The following is a 16,352-nucleotide window of genomic DNA, read 5'->3' as shown; positions in this document are numbered from 1 at the left end:
AAGCAAAAGCCGCCGACCCTTTCGGGCCGACGGCTTTCGGTACGCAGTACTAAACTGGCTGGATCAGGCGAACCGGATCCGCGTCTCGACCTTGCGGCGGCGACGCATGGCGAAGCCCATGCCACCGAAGCCGAGCATCATCAGGCCCCACGTCGCCGGCTCGGGCACGGCGCCCGGTGCGAAGGCGATCGTGCCGCTGTACACGCCGTTGCCGCCGTTGGTTCCGATGACGCGCAGCGTGTTGCTGGTGCCGGCGTTGAACAGGCCCATCAGCGAACCGAAGTCGGGCTCGCCGCCCGGGCCGCTGAACAGCGTCACGGCAGTGCCGTTCAGCGTGACGGTCGTGAACTCGACGTTGTTGATCGCGTTCGCTGCGACTTCGCTCAGCGACAGCGACAGGAAGCCCGACGACGGCGTCGTGAAGACGATGGTGTCGTCGAAGGTCGCGGCCGTGCCGACGTCATTGTTCCCGAACGTGTAGGTTGCGAAGCCGTTCGCGCCCGGATTGGTGAAGATGTAGGTGGCGGCGCTGGCGGCCGGTGCGAACGCGAGTGCGGACGCCGCGATGGCCGCGGACAGGACGATCTTCTTCATTACGCTGTACCCCTTACTGAACTGAGCTCGTTGCGGAGCTGGGGCTGGAACCGCCGCTGTCGATTAATGTTCCGTTCACCTTTTCTGGCACTGCACCATTTTGGCGCATGACAACCAAATCCGATGCTGGACGCGGCCGCATCCGCAATTCGCAACCAACTAGGATTTCGTTCTATCCAATTGATATAATTCTATAATATCGCCCCTTGGAGCTGAACGAGCGCTCCAAAGAAGTTGATGTCGATCAGCGATATTTTTCGGAACTTTTCTGTCGAGAAAGCGCACCCACGACTGCCGAATATGTTCCAAATCGGGACGGCTGTCACAACGCTTCAACATTAGCCTGCTTGGGGATTCGTCGGGCGCACCTCGCGTCGCACGCATTCCTTCGGAGACTGTTCGATGACCACGGCACCCAAGATCCTGCGCACCCTGATCGGCTTCGGCGCGATGGCGCTCGCCGCCAAGACCGCCTTTGCGCAGACCACCACCTACGGTTCGACGACGCCGATTACGCTGACGCAACGCAGCTACACCCAGAACTTCGATTCGCTCGGCGCGACCGGAACCACCGGTTCCGCTTTGCCTGTCGGCTGGCGCGTGCGTGAGGAAGGCTCGAACGCCAACACCGGCTACACCGTCGGCACGGGCAGCAGCAACGCCGGCGACTCCTATAATTTCGGCGCGAGCGGCAGCAGCGATCGCGCGCTCGGCTATCTGCCCAGCGGCTCGCTCGACCGTGGCGACATCGGCGCCTTCTTCACCAATGCGCTCGGCGGCACGATCACCTCGCTCGCCATCGCGTTCAACGGCGAACAATATCGCAACGGTGCCGCGACCAACGTGCTGGCCTTCAGCTACTCGCTGAACGCGACCGGGCTGAGCGACAACCAGGGCACCTGGACCGCCTTCTCGCCATTGAACTTCACCAGCCCGAATTCGGCCACCTTCTCCTCGACGCCGATCGGCGCGACCATCTCGGGCCTGTCGATCGCCACCGGCGGCAGCTTCGCGATCCGCTGGACCGGGCTCGATCAATCGTCGACCGACGATGCGCTGGCGATCGACGATGTCGTGCTGAACGCGACGGTGGTGCCGGAACCGGCCAGCTGGCTGCTCGCCATCATGGGCTTCGGCATGGTCGGCGGCGCGCTGCGCTCGGCTCGTCGTCGCGCGGTCTTCGCGTAACCGGAACAGGAGCGTCCGGGCAGTTCGTCGCCCGGGCGCTTCTATTTCCCCCGCGCGCGTTCGTGGTGGCGGATCACCTCGTCGATGATGAAGCGCAGGAACTTCTCGGAAAACTCCGGGTCCAGGTTCGCATCCGCCGCGAGGCCACGCAGCCGCGCAATCTGCGCCTCCTCGCGCCCCGGGTCGGCGGGCGGCAGCTTGGCGGTCGCCTTGTAGCGGCCCACCGCCTGCGTCACCTTGAACCGCTCGGCCAGCATGAAGACGAGGGCGGCATCGATATTGTCGATGCTCTGGCGATAATGCTCCAGCGTCGGATCGGTCATGCGCCCTCCTTGAAACGCCGGCGCGCGTCCCGCAAGGCTTGCCTTGCGGCCCCCGAGCCGCCATTTGCACTCGCAGCATGAGCGCCACGATCCACCGCCTGGGCGACCGCCGCCCGCCCTCGCTCGATCCCATGCTGGCGCTCGTCGCGCACGACATGAACTGCGTGAACCGCGAAATCCTCGACCGGATGCAGTCGGATATCCCGCTGATCCCAGAGCTCGCCGGTCACCTGATCGCCGGCGGGGGCAAGCGGATGCGCCCGATGCTGACGCTGGCGAGCGCGAAGCTGCTCGGCTATCCCGGCACGCGCCACCATCGCCTCGCCGCCGCGGTCGAATTCATCCACACCGCGACGCTGCTGCACGACGACGTCGTCGACGGGTCCGACCTGCGCCGTGGCAAGCGCACCGCCAACATCATCTGGGGCAACCCCGCCAGCGTGCTGGTCGGCGACTTCCTGTTCAGCCGCAGCTTCGAGCTGATGGTCGAGGACGGTTCGCTCAAGGTGTTGAAGATCCTCTCCAACGCCTCCGCCGTGATCGCGGAAGGCGAGGTGAACCAGCTCACCGCGATCCGCCGCATCGATCTCGGCGAACAACGCTATCTCGACATCATCGGCGCGAAGACTGCCGCGCTGTTCGCCGCCGCCTGCCGCATCGCAGCGGTGGTCGCCGAACGCTCCGATGGTGAAGAGGCCGCGCTCGACGCCTATGGCCGCAACCTCGGCATCGCGTTCCAGCTGGTCGACGACGCGCTCGATTACGTCTCCGACGCAGGCACGATGGGCAAGGACGCGGGCGACGACTTCCGCGAAGGCAAGATGACGCTGCCGATCATCCTCGCCTATGCCCGTGCCGATGCGGAGGGGCGCCAGTTCTGGCAGGACGCGGTGATGGGCCGCCGCATCGCCGACGCCGACTTTGCCGAAGCCGTCGAGCGCATCCGCGCCACCCGCGCCGTCGACGACACCCTCGCCCGCGCCCGCCACTATGGCCAGCGCGCGATCGACGCGCTCGGCATGTTCGGCAGCGGTGCGGCGAAGGACGCGATGATCGAGGCGGTCGAGTTCGCGGTCGCCCGCGCGTATTGAGCGTAGCAGTCGACGTGCACCCCTTTCCCGTTCGGGCTGAGCTTGTCGAAGCCCTGCCCTTTTTTCCAAGCAGAAGAAGTGCAGTCCTTCGACAAGCTCAGGACGAACGGATGTCGCGTTTGACGCCCTCGCGATGACCTTCGCCGTCGACATGGGCCTCGACCCCGCCGGTCGCCCCATCGCCATCGATCTGGAGGAACTGCTCGCCACCCGCCTGCTGGTCCAGGGCAATTCCGGGTCGGGCAAGTCGCATCTGCTGCGCCGCCTGCTCGAAGGATCGGCGGGTCAGGTGCAGCAGGTCATCATCGATCCCGAGGGCGATTTCGTCACCCTCGCCGACGCTTACGGCCACGTTGCGATCGAGGCGGTGGATTATTCGGTGGCGGAGATCACGCGCTTCGCCGGCCGCGCGCGCGAGCATCGCACGTCGATCGTCCTCAGCCTCGAAGGACTGGAGATGGAGGGGCAGATGCGCTGCGCCACCGCCTTCCTGATGGGCCTGTTCGATGCGCCGCGTGAGCACTGGTATCCCGCGCTGGTGGTGGTGGACGAGGCGCAGATCTTCGCGCCCAGCGGCGGCGCGGAGGTGACCGAGGAGGTACGTCGCACGACCCTGGGCGCGATGGCGAACCTGATGTCGCGCGGGCGCAAGCGCGGCCTGGCCGGCATCATCGCGACGCAGCGGCTGGCAAAGCTCAGCAAGAACGTCGCGGCGGAGGCGTCCAACTTCCTGATGGGCCGCACCTTCCTCGACATCGACATGGCGCGCGCCGCCGACCTGCTCGGCATGGAGCGGCGGCAGGCGGAGAGCATCCGCGACCTGCAGCGTGGCACCTTCCTCGGCCTCGGCCCCGCCATCGCGCGGCGTCCGGTCACGGTGAAGATCGGCGCGGTCGAGACGTCGGCGCGCAGTTCCAGCCCGAAGCTCGTCCCCCTCCCCACGGCGCAAGCGGGCGCGCGCGACACGCTGTTCGCCGCGCTCGACCTCCCGCCGCCACCCCCACCCCCCGCGCCGCCTCCGCCGCCGCGCGCGGAGGACGTGCTGCGCGAGATGGCGCCGGTGCCGCCGGCCGAATTCGAATTCCCAGAACCCGGCGCGCCCGATTTCGACACCGTCGTCGCCGATGCGCTGCGCGCGATCGTCGAGGATCCCGATTCGGCGACCCGCCCCGCCGCGGTGCTGCATCAGGACTTCGCGGTCCGCTGCCGCATGGCCGGCGTCCGCCGCGCGCCGCTCGACGCCCCCGCCTTCGCCCGCCGGCTGGCGGCGGCGCGGGCCGGCATCTTCGAGAAGCTGGAGGGCGAATGGGCCGAGGCGATGGCGGCAGCGCGCGACCTGCCCGACGACATGATCGGCGCCTTCCTGCTGATCGCCCGCGCCGCGCGGGAGGGGGAGGCCGCGCCCAGCGACGACGCGGTCGCCCGCTGCTACGGTACCACCTCCCTCGGCCGCGCGCGCCGCATGCTCGGCTATATGGAAAGCCGCGACGTCATCGTCACCCGCATCGACCTGTCCGGCCGCCGCTCGATCACCATCCCCCGCCTGGGGTGGAGCACCGCGTCGGCGGAGGCGTGAGGCTGTCCTACCGGACAGCGGATGTGCTTGGGTAGGACGATGTCGACAGGCGCCTCCCCCTCCCCGTTCGTGCTGAGCCTGTCGAAGCACTGTCCTTCGTGCCGTATTCACAACGTACGAGGCAGGAAGAAGGGCAGTGCTTCGACAAGCTCAGCACGAACGGTGGAAGGGTCGCGGGCGCAAAACACCCCGTGCTCCCGCGCAGGCGGGAGCCCAGGGGTACGGGCGGCAACACTTGCGGCTCTGCTGGGCTCCCGCCTGCGCGGGAGCACGGCGGTGACGGGCCGGACCGCACCTGCCCCGCAGCAACGCTCCACACCTCTCAACTTTCTCAACATTCGCGGATTGCTTAGGTGACCGCCCTCCCCATCCACGCCGTCCTGCCGGACCTGCTCGCCACCCTCCGCGCTCGCTCCATCGCGGTTCTCGTCGCGCCGCCGGGTGCGGGCAAGACCACCGCGGTCGCTCCGGCGCTGCTGGATCAGCCCTGGTGCACGGGCGAGGTGCTGCTGCTCTCCCCCCGCCGCCTTGCCGCGCGGGCCGCCGCCGAGCGGATGGCGGGCAATGCCGGCGAGGGTGTCGGCCGCACCTTCGGCTATGCCACCCGCATGGACAGCAAGCGGTCGGCCGCGACCCGCGTGACCGTGGTGACCGAGGGCATCTTCGTCGCGCGCATCCAGTCCGATCCCGAACTCGCCGGCATCTCCGCCGTGCTGTTCGACGAGGTGCATGAACGCAGCCTCGATTCGGACTTCGGCCTCGCGCTCGCGCTCGACGTGCAGGCGGCGCTGCGCCCCGACCTGCGCATCGTCGCGATGTCGGCGACGCTCGACGGCGCACGCTTCGCCGCGCTGCTCGACGACGCGCCGGTCATCCAGAGCGAGGGGCGGTCCCACCCCCTCACCCTCCACCACATCGGTCGCGCCGCCGATGCACGCATCGAGAACGGCGTCGCCGCTGCCATCCGCACCGCGCTGCGCGAACAAAGCGGCAGCATCCTCGCTTTCCTGCCCGGCGTGGCGGAGATCGAGCGCACCGCCGAGCGGCTGGGCGACATCCCCGGCGTCGAGGTCCACCGCCTGCACGGACAGGTCGATCCCGCCACGCAGCGCGCCGCGATCCAGCCGTCCGATACCCGCCGCGTGGTGCTGGCGACCGCGATCGCCGAGACTTCGCTGACGCTGGCGGGCGTGTCGGTCGTCGTCGATTCCGGCCTTGCCCGCCGCCCCCGCTACGACCGCGCCGCGGGCATGACCCGGCTCGTCACCGAACGCGCCAGCCAAGCCGCGGTTACGCAGCGTGCCGGCCGCGCCGCGCGGCAGGGGCCGGGTGTCGCCTATCGCCTGTGGGAAGCGGCGGCGACCGCCGGCCTGCCGCGCTTCGATCCCGCCGAGATACTGGAGGCCGACCTCTCGGCGCTGGTGCTGGCGAGCGCGATCTGGGGCGTCGCCGACCCCCGGACGTTGCGCTGGCTCGATCCCCCGCCCGAGGCCGCGGTCAGCGAGGCGCGGCGGCGGCTTGCCTCGCTGGAGGCGATCGACGCCGACGGGCGCCCGACCGCGCACGGCCACGCCATCGCGAAACTGCCGCTGCCGCCCCGCCTCGCGCATATGTTGATCCGCGCGGGCGAGATGGGTCTGGGTGCGACCGCCGCGCAGGCCGCCGTGCTGCTCAGCGAACGCGGCATCGGCGGGACCGACCCCGATCTGGAGGTGCGCCTGCGCCGCTGGCGGAGCGAGCGCGGGCAGCGGGCGGAGGCGGCGCGGAAGATGGCTGAGCGGTGGGCGCGCCTAACTCCCCTCCCTGACAGGGAGGGGGCGGGGGTGGGTCGCCCTCGAGGGACCGAACCGCCCGCCCCACACCAACCCACCCCCAGCCCCTCCCTTCCAGGAAGGGGAGAGCATCTTCCGTCAGACGCCCTCGCCACCGCTATCGCGCTCGCCTATCCCGATCGCATCGCTAAGCGCCGCGACGCGTCGGGCGAAACATGGGCCTCCGCCGGCGGGCGCGGCTTTCGGCTCGACGCCTCGTCGCCGCTCGCCCGCGCCGAGTGGCTCGCGGTCGCCGAAACCGCCGGCATGGCGGCGGGCGCGCGCATCCTGTCCGCCGTCGCGATCGATCGCGCGACAGTCGAAGCACTGTTCGCCGACCGGATCGTCACCCGTCGCTTCGTCGCGTTCGATCCGGCCACCGGCGGCGTCGCCGCGACACGCGAGACGCGGCTCGGCGCGATCCGCCTCGCCACCGGTCCCGACGCCGCCGCCGATCCGGGCGAGATCGCCGTCGCGCTGCTGGAGGGGGTGCGCCGCCACGGCCTGTCGCTGCTGCCCTGGTCGTCGCGCGCGATGGCTCTCCGTACCCGCGCCGCCTTCGCCGGCATCGATGCGCTGGCCGACGAGGCGCTGATCGCGCATCTCGACGACTGGCTGCCGCCGCTGCTCGCCGGCAGGCGCCGCCTCGACGCGGTCGAGGGGCTGGCGGGCGCGCTCGAGGCTCTGCTCGGCTGGGACGGGATGCAGCGCATCGACCGCCTCGCCCCGCCGCGCTTCGCGGCCCCCGCCGGCTCCAGCCACGAGATCGACTATGCCGCCGACGCCGGCCCGACCGTCGAGGTGCGCCCGCAGCAGTTGTTCGGGCTGTCGGAGCATCCGGTGATCGGCGCCGCGCGCGTGCCGCTGGTGCTCAGCCTCACCTCCCCCGCCGGCCGTCCGATCCAGACGACGCGCGACCTGCCCGGTTTCTGGGCGGGCAGCTGGCGCGACGTGGCGAAGGAGATGCGCGGCCGCTATCCCCGCCATCCCTGGCCCGACGACCCCGCCGCCGCCTCCGCGACGATGCGCACCAAAAATGCGGATGCACGCGCGCGCAGATCGGATTAAGGAGCGAACCCATGTCCAAGGCACGCATCCACCAGCGCCCCAAGAACGCCATGCAGTCGGGCCGCGCCCGCACCGACAGCTGGGTCCTCGAATATGAGCCGAGCGAGGCGCAGCAGCCCGATCCGCTGACCGGCTGGGCCGGTTCGGGCGACACGCGCAACCAGCTGCGCCTGACCTTCCCGACGCAGGCCGCCGCGATCGCCTATGCGGAGAAGCAGGGCTTGATCTATGAGGTGATTTCCGCGCCCGAGCGCAAGCTGAAGCTGCAGGCCTACGCCGACAACTTCAAATAGGGTGCTGTCCTACACGGCGGTGATATGGTCTGCTTGCTGCGTTCTCTGACAGGGCGGTCTTACGCGCGTTCGGTCAGCATCCCGCCACCGAGCACCAGCAGCATCCGCACGTCGACCGCCATGCCCTCTGCCCGGCGCGCGGCGACATAGGCGGCGATATCGCTGAGCGGCACGCGGTGGACGGTGATACCCTCGCCAGGCACGCCCCCGCCGGCACCGACCCGCTCAAGCGCGGTGGCGCGGAACAGCGTGAAATATTCGCTGAGCATGCCGGGCGAGGAACCAAAATCGCCGAGCGACTCGATCCGCCCGGCGCGGTAGCCGGTTTCTTCCTCCAGCTCGCGCAGCGCCGCCGTATCGATGCTTTCGTCCGGATCCTCGTCGCCGACCAGTCCGGCGGGCAGTTCGAGGCAGCGCCGGCCCAGCGGTACCCGATACTGGTCGACCAGCAGCACATGCCCGTCGTCGATCGCCAGAATCACCGCGGCGCGCAGCCCGCGCGTCCGCGACACATATTCCCAGCGCCCGCGCCGCTTCGCCGCGACAAACCGGCCTTCCCACATCGTCTCTTCCGCCACGTCGGCGTCCGGGACACTCACAGTTCGATCAACCGGTCGGGGAGTTCGTTTGTGTCGCCCTCGCTGCGCGGGAAGTGTTCGGCCAGCACCACGCCGATCTCGGCGACCGCGGCGGCCATGCCGTCACCGGGCCGCCCGTCCTTCACCGCCGCGACCAGCGCCGCCATCGCATGGCCCCACACGTCCTCGCTGACCTGCGAATGGATCGCGGCGTCGGCGATCAGCTCGGCGCGATGCTCGGCGAGGCTGAGGTACAGCAGCACGCCGGTCGCGGCGACCGTGCGCTTCTCGGCGCCGGTGCGGAACAGCTCGACCGCCTTCGCGCGCACCCGCCGCGTCTTGGTCGCGCCCGGCGTCAGCACCATCCGCACGCCGACCGGCGCGAACAGCAGGCGGGTGACGAGGAACGTCACGATCATCAGCACCAGCGCGACGGTGTAGTGGAACCCGGCGGGTGCCGCCCCCTCCCAGCCGCCGGTCAGCCGCAGGTGCACCGCATCGGCCACGGTCGGAAACACCGCCAGCAGGGCGAGGACGAACAACATCGCGAGCACGCTCCATTGCAGCGCGGCGTCATGATATTTGTCGGACTGGCGCGCGACGACGGTGACGATCTCGCCATCGGTATGCGCCTCCGCCGCCGTGACGGCCGCGGTAACCTTCGCATGATCGGCTTCGGTCAGGCGCATCACCAGCTCCCCGAGGCGCCACCGCCTCCGCCGGAACCGCCGCCGCCGCCGGAGAAGCCGCCGCCACCCCAGCCACCACCGCCGCCCCCATCGGAGCCTCCGCCCCAGCCGCCGAAGCCGCCACCACCGCCCCGGCCCGCCTCGCGGCCAATCTCGTTGGCGATCGACCAGAGGATGATCGGCAGCGCGCTTCCGCCATCGTCGCTGTGATATTTGCGGCCCTTGCCGCGCCGCCCGAACGACAGAAGGACGAAGCCGAGGATGAGACCGAAGAAGACGAGGCTGATCGGGAAACCGCTGCTGCGCGCCCCGCTGCGCCGGGTCGGACCGGCGCGGTCTACCTGCTTCACCGCGGCATCGACGCGCGCCTGTTGCTCCTCGGGACTGGCGCGCAGCTGCGCGACGATCGCATCGGTGCCGGCCTCGATCGCCTGCGGCAACTGGCCCTCACGCAGGCGCGGCATCATCTGCTGATTGATGATCTGGCTCGACAGCGCATCGGTCAGGATCGGCTCGAGACCATAGCCGACTTCGATCCGTGGCCCACGCTGACCCGCCGGATTGTTCGGAGCCACGAAGAGGATGGCGCCGTTGTTGACATCTTTCAGGCCGACGCCCCAGGTACGAATGAGCTTGTTGCCATATTCGTCGAGCGGATAGCCCTGCATGTCGCCGATCGTCGCGACGACCAGCTGGCGCTTGGTGTCCTTCTGGAGCTGGTCGAGCTTCGCCGTCAGCGACGCCTCGACATCCGGCGGCAGGACGTTGGCGTCGTCGACCACGAAGCCGGTGAACTTCGGGAAGGTCTGCGCCTGCGCCGGTGCGATGACGGCAAATAGCGCGAGGAACAGCGAAACCATCCCCCACCCGTTCGCCCTGAGCTTGTCGAAGGGCTGCACGTCTTTTCAACCTCAAAGAGAAAGGCAGGGCGTCGACACGCTCAGCCCGAACGGGTGTGGAAGGCGCTTAACTGCCGTTCCCGAACGCGGCACCGACCGACGGCGCAGTCTCGGCACCCGGCGTCGTCGCGGTGAAGGTCGTCATCGGCTTCGCACCGTAGAAGATCTTCGCGCCGACCGCGTCGGGGAAGGTGCGGATGCGGGTGTTATACGCCTGCACCGCCTCGTTGTAATCGTTGCGGGCGATGGTGATGCGGTTCTCCGTACCCTCCAGCTGGCTCATCAGCGTGGTGTAGTTCGCCTGGCTCTTCAGCTCGGGATACGCCTCTTGCAACCGCTGCAGGGAGAGCGTCACGCCCGCCTGCGCGCGCTGATAGGCGGCCACCGCGTTGGGATCGGTCAGCTGCTCGCCCGACACCTGCACCTGGCTCGCCGATGCGCGCGCTTGCGTGACTTCGGTCAGGATCGCCTTCTCCTGCGCGCCGGCGGCCTTCACCGTGGCGACCAGGTTGGGGATCAGGTCGGCGCGGCGCTGATACTGGTTCTGGACGTCGGCCCAGCGCGCCTTGGCATTCTCCTCCGCCGTCGGGATGCTGTTCAGCCCGCAGGCCGACAGGGTCAGCGCGGCGATACCGACGAATGCTGCACGAAGCTTCATGTCACTTGTCTCCCAACCCTCAGCGGCGCAACATTTAGGCGCGCACGCCGTCCGCGCAATGGGCAATCGGCGGTGCCGAAGCTGGAGGTCTGATGATGTTGAAGGAATTCAAGGCGTTCGTGATGCGCGGCAACGTGCTGGACCTGGCGGTCGCGGTCATCATCGGTGCGGCGTTCGGCAAGATCGTCACCTCGCTGACCGAGGATATCATCATGCCGGTGATCGGGCGCATCTTCGGCGGGCTGGATTTCTCCAGTTATTTCGTCGTGCTGGGCGCCGTGCCGCCCCAGCTCGCGGGATCGACCGACTATGCGGCGCTCAAGAAGGCGGGCGTGCCGCTGCTCGGCTATGGTGAGTTCGTGACGCAGGCGGCCAACTTCCTGATCGTCGCGCTCATCATCTTCCTGATCCTGCGCGCGGTGACCCGCATTCTGCCCAAGCCCGAAGAAGCCGCACCGGCAGCGGAAGCCGCCGACATCGCACTGCTGCGCGAGATTCGCGACGAACTGCGCGCGCGTCCGCGGGTCTAGGCGGCGACCAAGTCCTGCGCGACGGCATTGGCCAGGCTGGTGCCGTCGAGGATCCGCGCAGTCTCGTCGCGCACGCGCGCCATGGCGATGCGGATCGCGCACGCCGCCTCGTCCCGGCAGTCGGTACACGGGCGATAGGCGGTGCGGCTGACGCAGGGGACGAGCGCCAGCGGCCCTTCGATGACGCGGATGATCTCGCCCAGCGAAATCAGATGGCCGGGCCGGGCGAGCAGATAGCCGCCGGCCTTCCCCCGGTGCGACAGCAGGAAGCCGGCCTCGCGCAGGTCGGCGAGGATCAGTTCGAGGAACTTGCGCGGAACGTTGGCGGTGGCGGCGATGCGGTTCATCGGGACGGGTGCGCCGGAGCGGTCCTGGGTCGCAAGAAACAACATGGCACGAAGTGCGTAGCGGGAGCGCTGGGTCAGCATGATATGCTATCCCCTGCACCGATTTTGTGGCGGGGTGAAGGCCGACCCTTCCAAATTCCTGGTCGCGGGCCTATATCCGTTGCTGCCGGGTTCGCCCGGCTATGGCGATAAAGGATTGCGTACAATAGATGCAGCGGACCCGGGGGCAGTACCCGGCGGCTCCACCATAAACGGTGGTATTTCTGGATACCGTTTCTGACGGGGCCGAACCAGGATCGACGTGTATTGAAAAGCGTAGTCTTTCGCTCGGAATGGGACCACCGCAACGGCCCATTACACAAGTGCCAACGATAACGAAGCACTCGCAATTGCGGCGTAACCCCACGGCCTAACGGCCTAAGGTTATTCTAAAATGCGCGGTCGGGCGCACCGGGCAACAGAAGCGACTCCGGCGGTTCGGGGGGCACCGAGCAACAGAAGCTCCCCACCTTTCCAGGTTATCAGGCCAGATCGAACTATCGCTCCAGCCAAACCCGTTCGCCCTGAGCTCGTCGAAGGGCTGTCCTTCTTCGTGCCGCAGAAAATGCCGAACGAAGAAAGTGCAGTGCTTCGACACGCTCAGCACGAACGGATCTTAATTGTCCTAATCTTTCGCACCACCCGCGGTCAGCGGCGGCGTCTGCTGGTGCTGCACGACCTTCCACACCTCATGTTCCAACCGGCGATAGGTCGACGAGCAATGCGCGACATACTCCTCGTCGCCGCGGCTGGCGGTGACAGTGTAGGCGACGACGATCAGCCCCTCCTGCGGCCGGGCGATGCGTTCGTCGGTGAAGCCCACCTCGTCCCAGCGCGGGGTGTCGGCGACCGCCGCGACGGCTTCGTCGCCTGACAACACATAGGGCGGCTGCGGCACGACGACGATCACGTCGGCATCCATCTTTTCGCGATAATTGTCGGCGTCGCCCGTCCACAGGCTGTCCTCGAACGCCCAGACCCGATCGTCTTCCATGCTTCGTCTCCCGTTGGTGTGCTTGGCAAGCGCAGGGCGGACCCGCGGGTTCCGTTGCAGGATGCCACTCGTCGGCTTATCGTCGCGCCAAACAGGATGAGGAGAGGCAGGATGGCGACGCTCGCCCAAACCACGGACACCGGCATGGCGCCCGGCGAATGGGAGGCGCGGGTCGATCTGGCCGCGGCTTATCGGCTGGTGGCGCTGTATGGCTGGGACGACCTGATCTTCACCCATCTGTCGGCGCGAGTGCCGGGGCCGGAGCATCATTTCCTCATCAACCCCTATGACATGATGTTCGAGGAGATCACGGCGTCGAGCCTGGTCAAGATCGACGTCAACGGCCTGCCGGTCGGGCCGGCCACCCATCCGGTCAATCCGGCTGGCTTCACCATCCACTCCGCGATCCACATGGCGCGTGAGGATGCAGCGGCGGTCATGCATCTGCACACGCCGAACGGTCAGGCGGTGTCGGCGATGGAGTTCGGCCTGCTGCCTCATACCCAGACGGCGATGATCGCGGGCGGCGATGTCGCCTATCACGACTATGAGGGCATCGCGACCGACCTGGAGGAGCGCGACCGGCTGGTCGAGGACATCGGCCAGAAGAACGCGATGATCCTCCGAAACCACGGGACGCTGGCGGTCGGCAATTCGGTCGCGGCATGCTTCCTGCGGCTCTATTTTCTCGAACGCGCCTGCGAGGCGCAGGTGAAGATGCTGGCGGCCGGGCTCGACCGGCTCAACACCCCGCCGCAGGGCACGCCCGAGAAGGTCGCCACCCAGGCCGCACCGGGCGGGATGGGCATGGTCGCCGAGCGGCTGGCGTGGCCGGCGCTGCTGCGCAAGCTCGACCGGATCGATCCCGGATTCCGGGACTGACGGCGACCAACGCATCACCATCAGCATGGTCGAGCGATGTAGGACAGAGCGTCATCGTCCGCGGCGGCTACGCCCCTTGGTCATCGGGTCGGGCTTTGTCGGCTTCACCCACCCGTCCGGCGGAGTCATCCGCTGCTGGCTGGTGCCCAGACCCATCGCGCCGGGTTGCTGGCGGGTGAGGCCGCTGGTGTCGATCGCGCGGGTGTCGCCACCGCCGCGCAGGATGCTGATCTCGTCGCGCAGGCGGGCGGCGGTCTCGAAATCGGATGCGGCGGCCGCGGCATCCATGCGGCGGATCAGGTCGGCGACGGGATCGGTCATGACGGTATCAACGCGCAGGACGGCGAGCGAGCCGCTCCTCCTCACGAGAATATCGCGAGCGGCCCTTGCTGCCGTCCTTCACCGCGGTGGCGAAGAAGGCGACGCCGCGCCCGCGCGCGCGGTCGATCCACAGGCCCGAGCGTAGCGCATAGGCCTCCCCCGCATGACCGACCCAGGTCGCACCGTCGCCGAACAGGTCGTCCTCACAGCCAGGCTTGCGCGTCGGCAACGTCTGCGTGGCAAGGCCGTAGCGGCAGTAGAAGCCCTGCGAGGTATCGCCGTTCGCGCCGTCATAGGTCCAGACGGGCGCCTCGATCGCAGCGATCGAGGCGGGGGTGAGGAACGTCTCCCCCTGCCCCAGCAGTATCCCCCCGATGCGGGCGAGATCGCGCATCGAGATGCGCAGGCCGCCCTGCGGCGAAAAGATCGCGCCGTTCTCGCCGGGCCAATAGGCGGCGAGATCGCAGCCGCCCAGCGTCACCACCGGGCAATCGGGGCGCCGCCGGCGCAGGTCGTCGCGGGCGACGTCGCCATTCGCGCGGTACAGCACCACCGCGCGTGCGACCGCGCCGTCGCTGCACCCCGCACCCCAATTGTAGCAGGCGTCGAGCGACAGCGGCGCGAACACCTCCTGCCCCATGATCCGGTCGAAGCGCTCGCCGGTCGCCGCTTCCATCACCGCGGCGATCACGCCAAAGTTGAGATTGGTGTAGGCGAACCACATGCCCGGCCGATGCGGCCCCCACGCCTGGGGGTCGGCGAGGGCATCCTGCATCCGCACGCCGAGCGGCACGATATAGTCGATGCCGTCGACCAAGCCCGAGCGGTGCGAGAGCAGCATCCGGAGCGTCACCGGCACGTCGGGATAGGCCGGGTGACGCAGGCGCCAGCCGAGCGCGGTCGACACGTCGGCATCGAGATCGAGCACGCCGCGTTCGGCCAGCCGCATGACGCCGAGCGCGACGACCAGCTTCGATACGCTGGCGACGCGTACCGGATCGTCGATCGTCACCCGCCGCCGGGTCGCGCGATCGGCGAGGCCGTGCGCGTCGGTGGCGACGATGCCCTTTGCGTCGAACGCCACCCGCACCTCGGCCGGGCGGGTCGCGCACCCCGCCAATGCCAGCGCGAGCAGCAGCGCCCGCATCCTCATTTCGCCAGCGCCATCCCGTCGAAGACGATGCGGCCGATCTCGGCGATGCGCGCGTCGCGCTTCGCGGCGTCCGGCTCGCCATAGGAGAGGACCGCCAGTACGACGTGGTGGCCGTTGGGCAGCGTCATCACCCCGACATCGTTCGAGATGCCGGGCAACGTACCGGTCTTGTGCGCCCAGGGCGTGCCCGGCGGCAGCAGCGCCTTCGCCCGCTTCGTGCCGGTCTTGCAGCGCGCCATCACGTCCTGGAGGAAGCGGGTGGAGGCAGGCTTCAGTAGCCGCCCCTGCCACACGCCCGACAGCAGTTGCGCCATCGCCGCGGGTGTCGTGCTGTCGCGCGGATCGGCGTCGAAGGCTGCGTTGACCGGCCATTTCTCGTCGTCCGACTTCCACGGCTCGACCGGCATGAAGGTGGCGAGCGCAGGGCCGTCGGCCAGCGCCGGATCGGGCGTGTGGCCGCTGACGTCGATCAGCAGGCGCGCGATACTGCGGTCGACGCGCTGGTCGGCAATGCCCTTTGACGCCAGCCAGCGGGTAACCGCGGCGGGACCGCCGACCGCCTTCAGCAGCATGTCGGTGGCGGTATTGTCGCTGACCGTCAGCGACAGCTCGACGAGGTTCGCACCCGACAGCGCGACGCCGGCATGGGGCAAAGTATCGGTGATGCCGTCCGAGCGCACGCGCATCGCCTCGTCGAGCGGATACATCGTCCGCAGCGACCATCGCCCCCTGTCGACTCCGTCGAGCCAGGTGGCGGCGATGGCGACCTTCACCGCGCTCGCCATCGGGAAGCGGCGGTCAACGTTGACGGACAGCGCGGCGCCGCTGTCGAGATCGACCGCGGCGACCCCGACGCTGCCGATCGGCGCCTGTGCCGCAGCGGATACGCGCTCGGCGAGGCCGGGCGGGAGCGTCTGTGCCTGGACGGGCAGCGCAACAAGGAGTGCAAGGGCGAGAGCGGAGAGCAGTTTCATACGATCAGCGCACACTATCCGGGACGATTGAGCAAGCCCCGCGTGAAGGTGTCGAAGGTTCCGGCAAAACGACCCATGTCGGAACCTTCCGAACACTTCAGGCGCGTCGAGGATGGCGAGGAGCCGAGACCGATCCAGTTGACGGAACGCGCATCGCGACCGCAAACCAGATTCAGAGTGTGTAGGACAGCGTTTTCACCACGGATCGGTCTGGTCGGCTCTGAAAATGCAGGGGTACGACCGCAACACAGCCTGTCGCAGCGTCGCGGCAGAAGCTGGCGTCCTATCCTTTTCGATCAATGTCGAAGCGCCTCGCCTACGTGCGTGACGATCATGATGATTCC

Annotated in this window: 18 protein-coding genes and 1 other RNA gene; 8 read left to right on the top strand and 11 right to left on the bottom strand. The window is 68.5% G+C overall.

The window, feature by feature from the left end; genetic code table 11:
- Window positions 1-63: 63 nt before the first annotated feature.
- Window positions 64-594, bottom strand: coding sequence for an FxDxF family PEP-CTERM protein (locus ACX40P_RS03325; protein ID WP_459124858.1), 531 nt, complete (start codon window positions 592-594; stop codon window positions 64-66).
- Window positions 595-996: 402 nt separating this feature from the next.
- Here ACX40P_RS03325 and ACX40P_RS03320 point away from each other — a divergent pair, with 402 nt between their 5' ends.
- Window positions 997-1,782, top strand: a complete 786-nt coding sequence (locus ACX40P_RS03320; RefSeq protein ID WP_459124857.1) for a PEPxxWA-CTERM sorting domain-containing protein — start codon at window positions 997-999, stop codon at window positions 1,780-1,782.
- A 41-nt stretch (window positions 1,783-1,823) separates the two neighbouring features.
- Here the strand turns inward: ACX40P_RS03320 and ACX40P_RS03315 are convergent, their stop codons facing one another.
- Entirely contained in the window at window positions 1,824-2,105 is a 282-nt protein-coding gene (locus ACX40P_RS03315; RefSeq protein WP_459124856.1) for a chorismate mutase, read from the bottom strand.
- 77 nt (window positions 2,106-2,182) lie between these two features.
- On the opposite strand from ACX40P_RS03315, the gene ACX40P_RS03310 reads away from it, so the two are divergent.
- The 4 genes from ACX40P_RS03310 to ACX40P_RS03295 all read left to right on the top strand — a co-directional run bounded on the left by ACX40P_RS03310 (window position 2,183) and on the right by ACX40P_RS03295 (window position 7,944).
- Window positions 2,183-3,196 carry a polyprenyl synthetase family protein gene (locus ACX40P_RS03310; RefSeq protein WP_459124855.1) on the top strand — a complete coding sequence of 338 codons (1,014 nt, stop codon included), beginning with the start codon at window positions 2,183-2,185 and terminating at the stop codon, window positions 3,194-3,196.
- A 133-nt stretch (window positions 3,197-3,329) separates the two neighbouring features.
- Entirely contained in the window at window positions 3,330-4,772 is a 1,443-nt protein-coding gene (locus ACX40P_RS03305; protein WP_459124854.1) for a helicase HerA domain-containing protein, read from the top strand.
- Window positions 4,773-5,125: 353 nt separating this feature from the next.
- Window positions 5,126-7,651 (top strand): ATP-dependent helicase HrpB, encoded by a 2,526-nt coding sequence (hrpB, locus tag ACX40P_RS03300; protein WP_459124853.1) that lies wholly within the window; start codon window positions 5,126-5,128, stop codon window positions 7,649-7,651.
- A gap of 11 nt (window positions 7,652-7,662) precedes the next feature.
- Entirely contained in the window at window positions 7,663-7,944 is a 282-nt protein-coding gene (locus ACX40P_RS03295) for an ETC complex I subunit (RefSeq protein WP_459124852.1), read from the top strand.
- A gap of 59 nt (window positions 7,945-8,003) precedes the next feature.
- Here ACX40P_RS03295 and ACX40P_RS03290 read toward each other — a convergent pair whose 3' ends face one another.
- From ACX40P_RS03290 to ACX40P_RS03275, 4 genes are all read right to left on the bottom strand, one after another.
- Entirely contained in the window at window positions 8,004-8,507 is a 504-nt protein-coding gene (locus tag ACX40P_RS03290) for an NUDIX hydrolase (RefSeq protein WP_459125228.1), read from the bottom strand.
- A 32-nt stretch (window positions 8,508-8,539) separates the two neighbouring features.
- The gene (locus ACX40P_RS03285) at window positions 8,540-9,211 is read right to left on the bottom strand and encodes a TPM domain-containing protein (RefSeq protein WP_459124851.1); all 672 of its coding nucleotides are present in this window, start codon (window positions 9,209-9,211) and stop codon (window positions 8,540-8,542) included.
- Window positions 9,211-10,071 (bottom strand): TPM domain-containing protein, encoded by an 861-nt coding sequence (locus ACX40P_RS03280; protein ID WP_459124850.1) that lies wholly within the window; start codon window positions 10,069-10,071, stop codon window positions 9,211-9,213. The genes ACX40P_RS03285 and ACX40P_RS03280 overlap by 1 nt, the downstream gene beginning before the upstream one ends.
- 106 nt (window positions 10,072-10,177) lie before the next feature.
- Complete coding sequence (locus ACX40P_RS03275; RefSeq protein ID WP_459124849.1) at window positions 10,178-10,768, bottom strand: LemA family protein; 591 nt, start codon at window positions 10,766-10,768, stop codon at window positions 10,178-10,180.
- A gap of 95 nt (window positions 10,769-10,863) precedes the next feature.
- Between ACX40P_RS03275 and mscL the strand changes: the two genes are divergently transcribed.
- Entirely contained in the window at window positions 10,864-11,298 is a 435-nt protein-coding gene (mscL, locus tag ACX40P_RS03270) for a large conductance mechanosensitive channel protein MscL (protein WP_459124848.1), read from the top strand.
- Here the strand turns inward: mscL and ACX40P_RS03265 are convergent.
- The gene (locus ACX40P_RS03265; RefSeq protein WP_459124847.1) at window positions 11,295-11,726 is read right to left on the bottom strand and encodes an RrF2 family transcriptional regulator; all 432 of its coding nucleotides are present in this window, start codon (window positions 11,724-11,726) and stop codon (window positions 11,295-11,297) included. The two genes, mscL and ACX40P_RS03265, sit on opposite strands and share 4 nt — an antisense overlap.
- A 44-nt stretch (window positions 11,727-11,770) precedes the next feature.
- Between ACX40P_RS03265 and ssrA the strand changes: the two genes are divergently transcribed.
- Window positions 11,771-12,117: a transfer-messenger RNA gene (gene ssrA / locus ACX40P_RS03260) on the top strand.
- Between the two features lie 192 nt (window positions 12,118-12,309).
- On the opposite strand, the gene ACX40P_RS03255 is transcribed toward ssrA, so the two are convergent.
- Window positions 12,310-12,678 carry a DUF4440 domain-containing protein gene (locus ACX40P_RS03255; protein ID WP_459124846.1) on the bottom strand — a complete coding sequence of 123 codons (369 nt, stop codon included), beginning with the start codon at window positions 12,676-12,678 and terminating at the stop codon, window positions 12,310-12,312.
- A gap of 111 nt (window positions 12,679-12,789) precedes the next feature.
- On the opposite strand from ACX40P_RS03255, the gene ACX40P_RS03250 reads away from it, so the two are divergent.
- Window positions 12,790-13,560 carry a class II aldolase/adducin family protein gene (locus tag ACX40P_RS03250; RefSeq protein WP_459124845.1) on the top strand — a complete coding sequence of 257 codons (771 nt, stop codon included), beginning with the start codon at window positions 12,790-12,792 and terminating at the stop codon, window positions 13,558-13,560.
- A gap of 51 nt (window positions 13,561-13,611) precedes the next feature.
- On the opposite strand, the gene ACX40P_RS03245 is transcribed toward ACX40P_RS03250, so the two are convergent.
- From ACX40P_RS03245 to bla, 3 genes are read right to left on the bottom strand one after another with little or no spacing between them, the layout of a single operon-like run.
- Window positions 13,612-13,881: a UvrB/UvrC motif-containing protein gene (locus ACX40P_RS03245; protein ID WP_459124844.1), complete on the bottom strand. Its 270-nt coding sequence runs from the start codon at window positions 13,879-13,881 to the stop codon at window positions 13,612-13,614.
- Between the two features lie 7 nt (window positions 13,882-13,888).
- Entirely contained in the window at window positions 13,889-15,034 is a 1,146-nt protein-coding gene (locus ACX40P_RS03240) for a serine hydrolase domain-containing protein (RefSeq protein ID WP_459124843.1), read from the bottom strand.
- Window positions 15,031-16,008, bottom strand: a complete 978-nt coding sequence (gene bla, locus ACX40P_RS03235; RefSeq protein ID WP_459124842.1) for a class A beta-lactamase — start codon at window positions 16,006-16,008, stop codon at window positions 15,031-15,033. The genes ACX40P_RS03240 and bla overlap by 4 nt, the downstream gene beginning before the upstream one ends.
- Between the last annotated feature and the right edge of the window lie 344 nt (window positions 16,009-16,352).

The organism is Sphingomonas sp. RS2018, from assembly GCF_054489605.1.
This window is presented reverse-complemented; position numbering and strand designations above follow the sequence as displayed.

Bases quoted from the DNA above. Each gene is read 5' to 3' on its own strand.
- ACX40P_RS03325 (WP_459124858.1), bottom strand. From the start codon at position 594: ATGAAGAAGATCGTCCTGTCCGCGGCCATCGCGGCGTCCGCACTCGCG.
- ACX40P_RS03320 (WP_459124857.1), top strand. From the start codon at position 997: ATGACCACGGCACCCAAGATCCTGCGCACCCTGATCGGCTTCGGCGCG.
- ACX40P_RS03315 (WP_459124856.1), bottom strand. From the start codon at position 2,105: ATGACCGATCCGACGCTGGAGCATTATCGCCAGAGCATCGACAATATC.
- ACX40P_RS03310 (WP_459124855.1), top strand. From the start codon at position 2,183: ATGAGCGCCACGATCCACCGCCTGGGCGACCGCCGCCCGCCCTCGCTC.
- ACX40P_RS03305 (WP_459124854.1), top strand. From the start codon at position 3,330: ATGACCTTCGCCGTCGACATGGGCCTCGACCCCGCCGGTCGCCCCATC.
- ACX40P_RS03295 (WP_459124852.1), top strand. From the start codon at position 7,663: ATGTCCAAGGCACGCATCCACCAGCGCCCCAAGAACGCCATGCAGTCG.
- ACX40P_RS03290 (WP_459125228.1), bottom strand. From the start codon at position 8,507: ATGTGGGAAGGCCGGTTTGTCGCGGCGAAGCGGCGCGGGCGCTGGGAA.
- ACX40P_RS03285 (WP_459124851.1), bottom strand. From the start codon at position 9,211: ATGCGCCTGACCGAAGCCGATCATGCGAAGGTTACCGCGGCCGTCACG.
- ACX40P_RS03280 (WP_459124850.1), bottom strand. From the start codon at position 10,071: ATGGTTTCGCTGTTCCTCGCGCTATTTGCCGTCATCGCACCGGCGCAG.
- ACX40P_RS03275 (WP_459124849.1), bottom strand. From the start codon at position 10,768: ATGAAGCTTCGTGCAGCATTCGTCGGTATCGCCGCGCTGACCCTGTCG.
- mscL (WP_459124848.1), top strand. From the start codon at position 10,864: ATGTTGAAGGAATTCAAGGCGTTCGTGATGCGCGGCAACGTGCTGGAC.
- ACX40P_RS03265 (WP_459124847.1), bottom strand. From the start codon at position 11,726: ATGCTGACCCAGCGCTCCCGCTACGCACTTCGTGCCATGTTGTTTCTT.
- ACX40P_RS03255 (WP_459124846.1), bottom strand. From the start codon at position 12,678: ATGGAAGACGATCGGGTCTGGGCGTTCGAGGACAGCCTGTGGACGGGC.
- ACX40P_RS03250 (WP_459124845.1), top strand. From the start codon at position 12,790: ATGGCGACGCTCGCCCAAACCACGGACACCGGCATGGCGCCCGGCGAA.
- ACX40P_RS03245 (WP_459124844.1), bottom strand. From the start codon at position 13,881: ATGACCGATCCCGTCGCCGACCTGATCCGCCGCATGGATGCCGCGGCC.
- ACX40P_RS03240 (WP_459124843.1), bottom strand. From the start codon at position 15,034: ATGAGGATGCGGGCGCTGCTGCTCGCGCTGGCATTGGCGGGGTGCGCG.
- bla (WP_459124842.1), bottom strand. From the start codon at position 16,008: ATGAAACTGCTCTCCGCTCTCGCCCTTGCACTCCTTGTTGCGCTGCCC.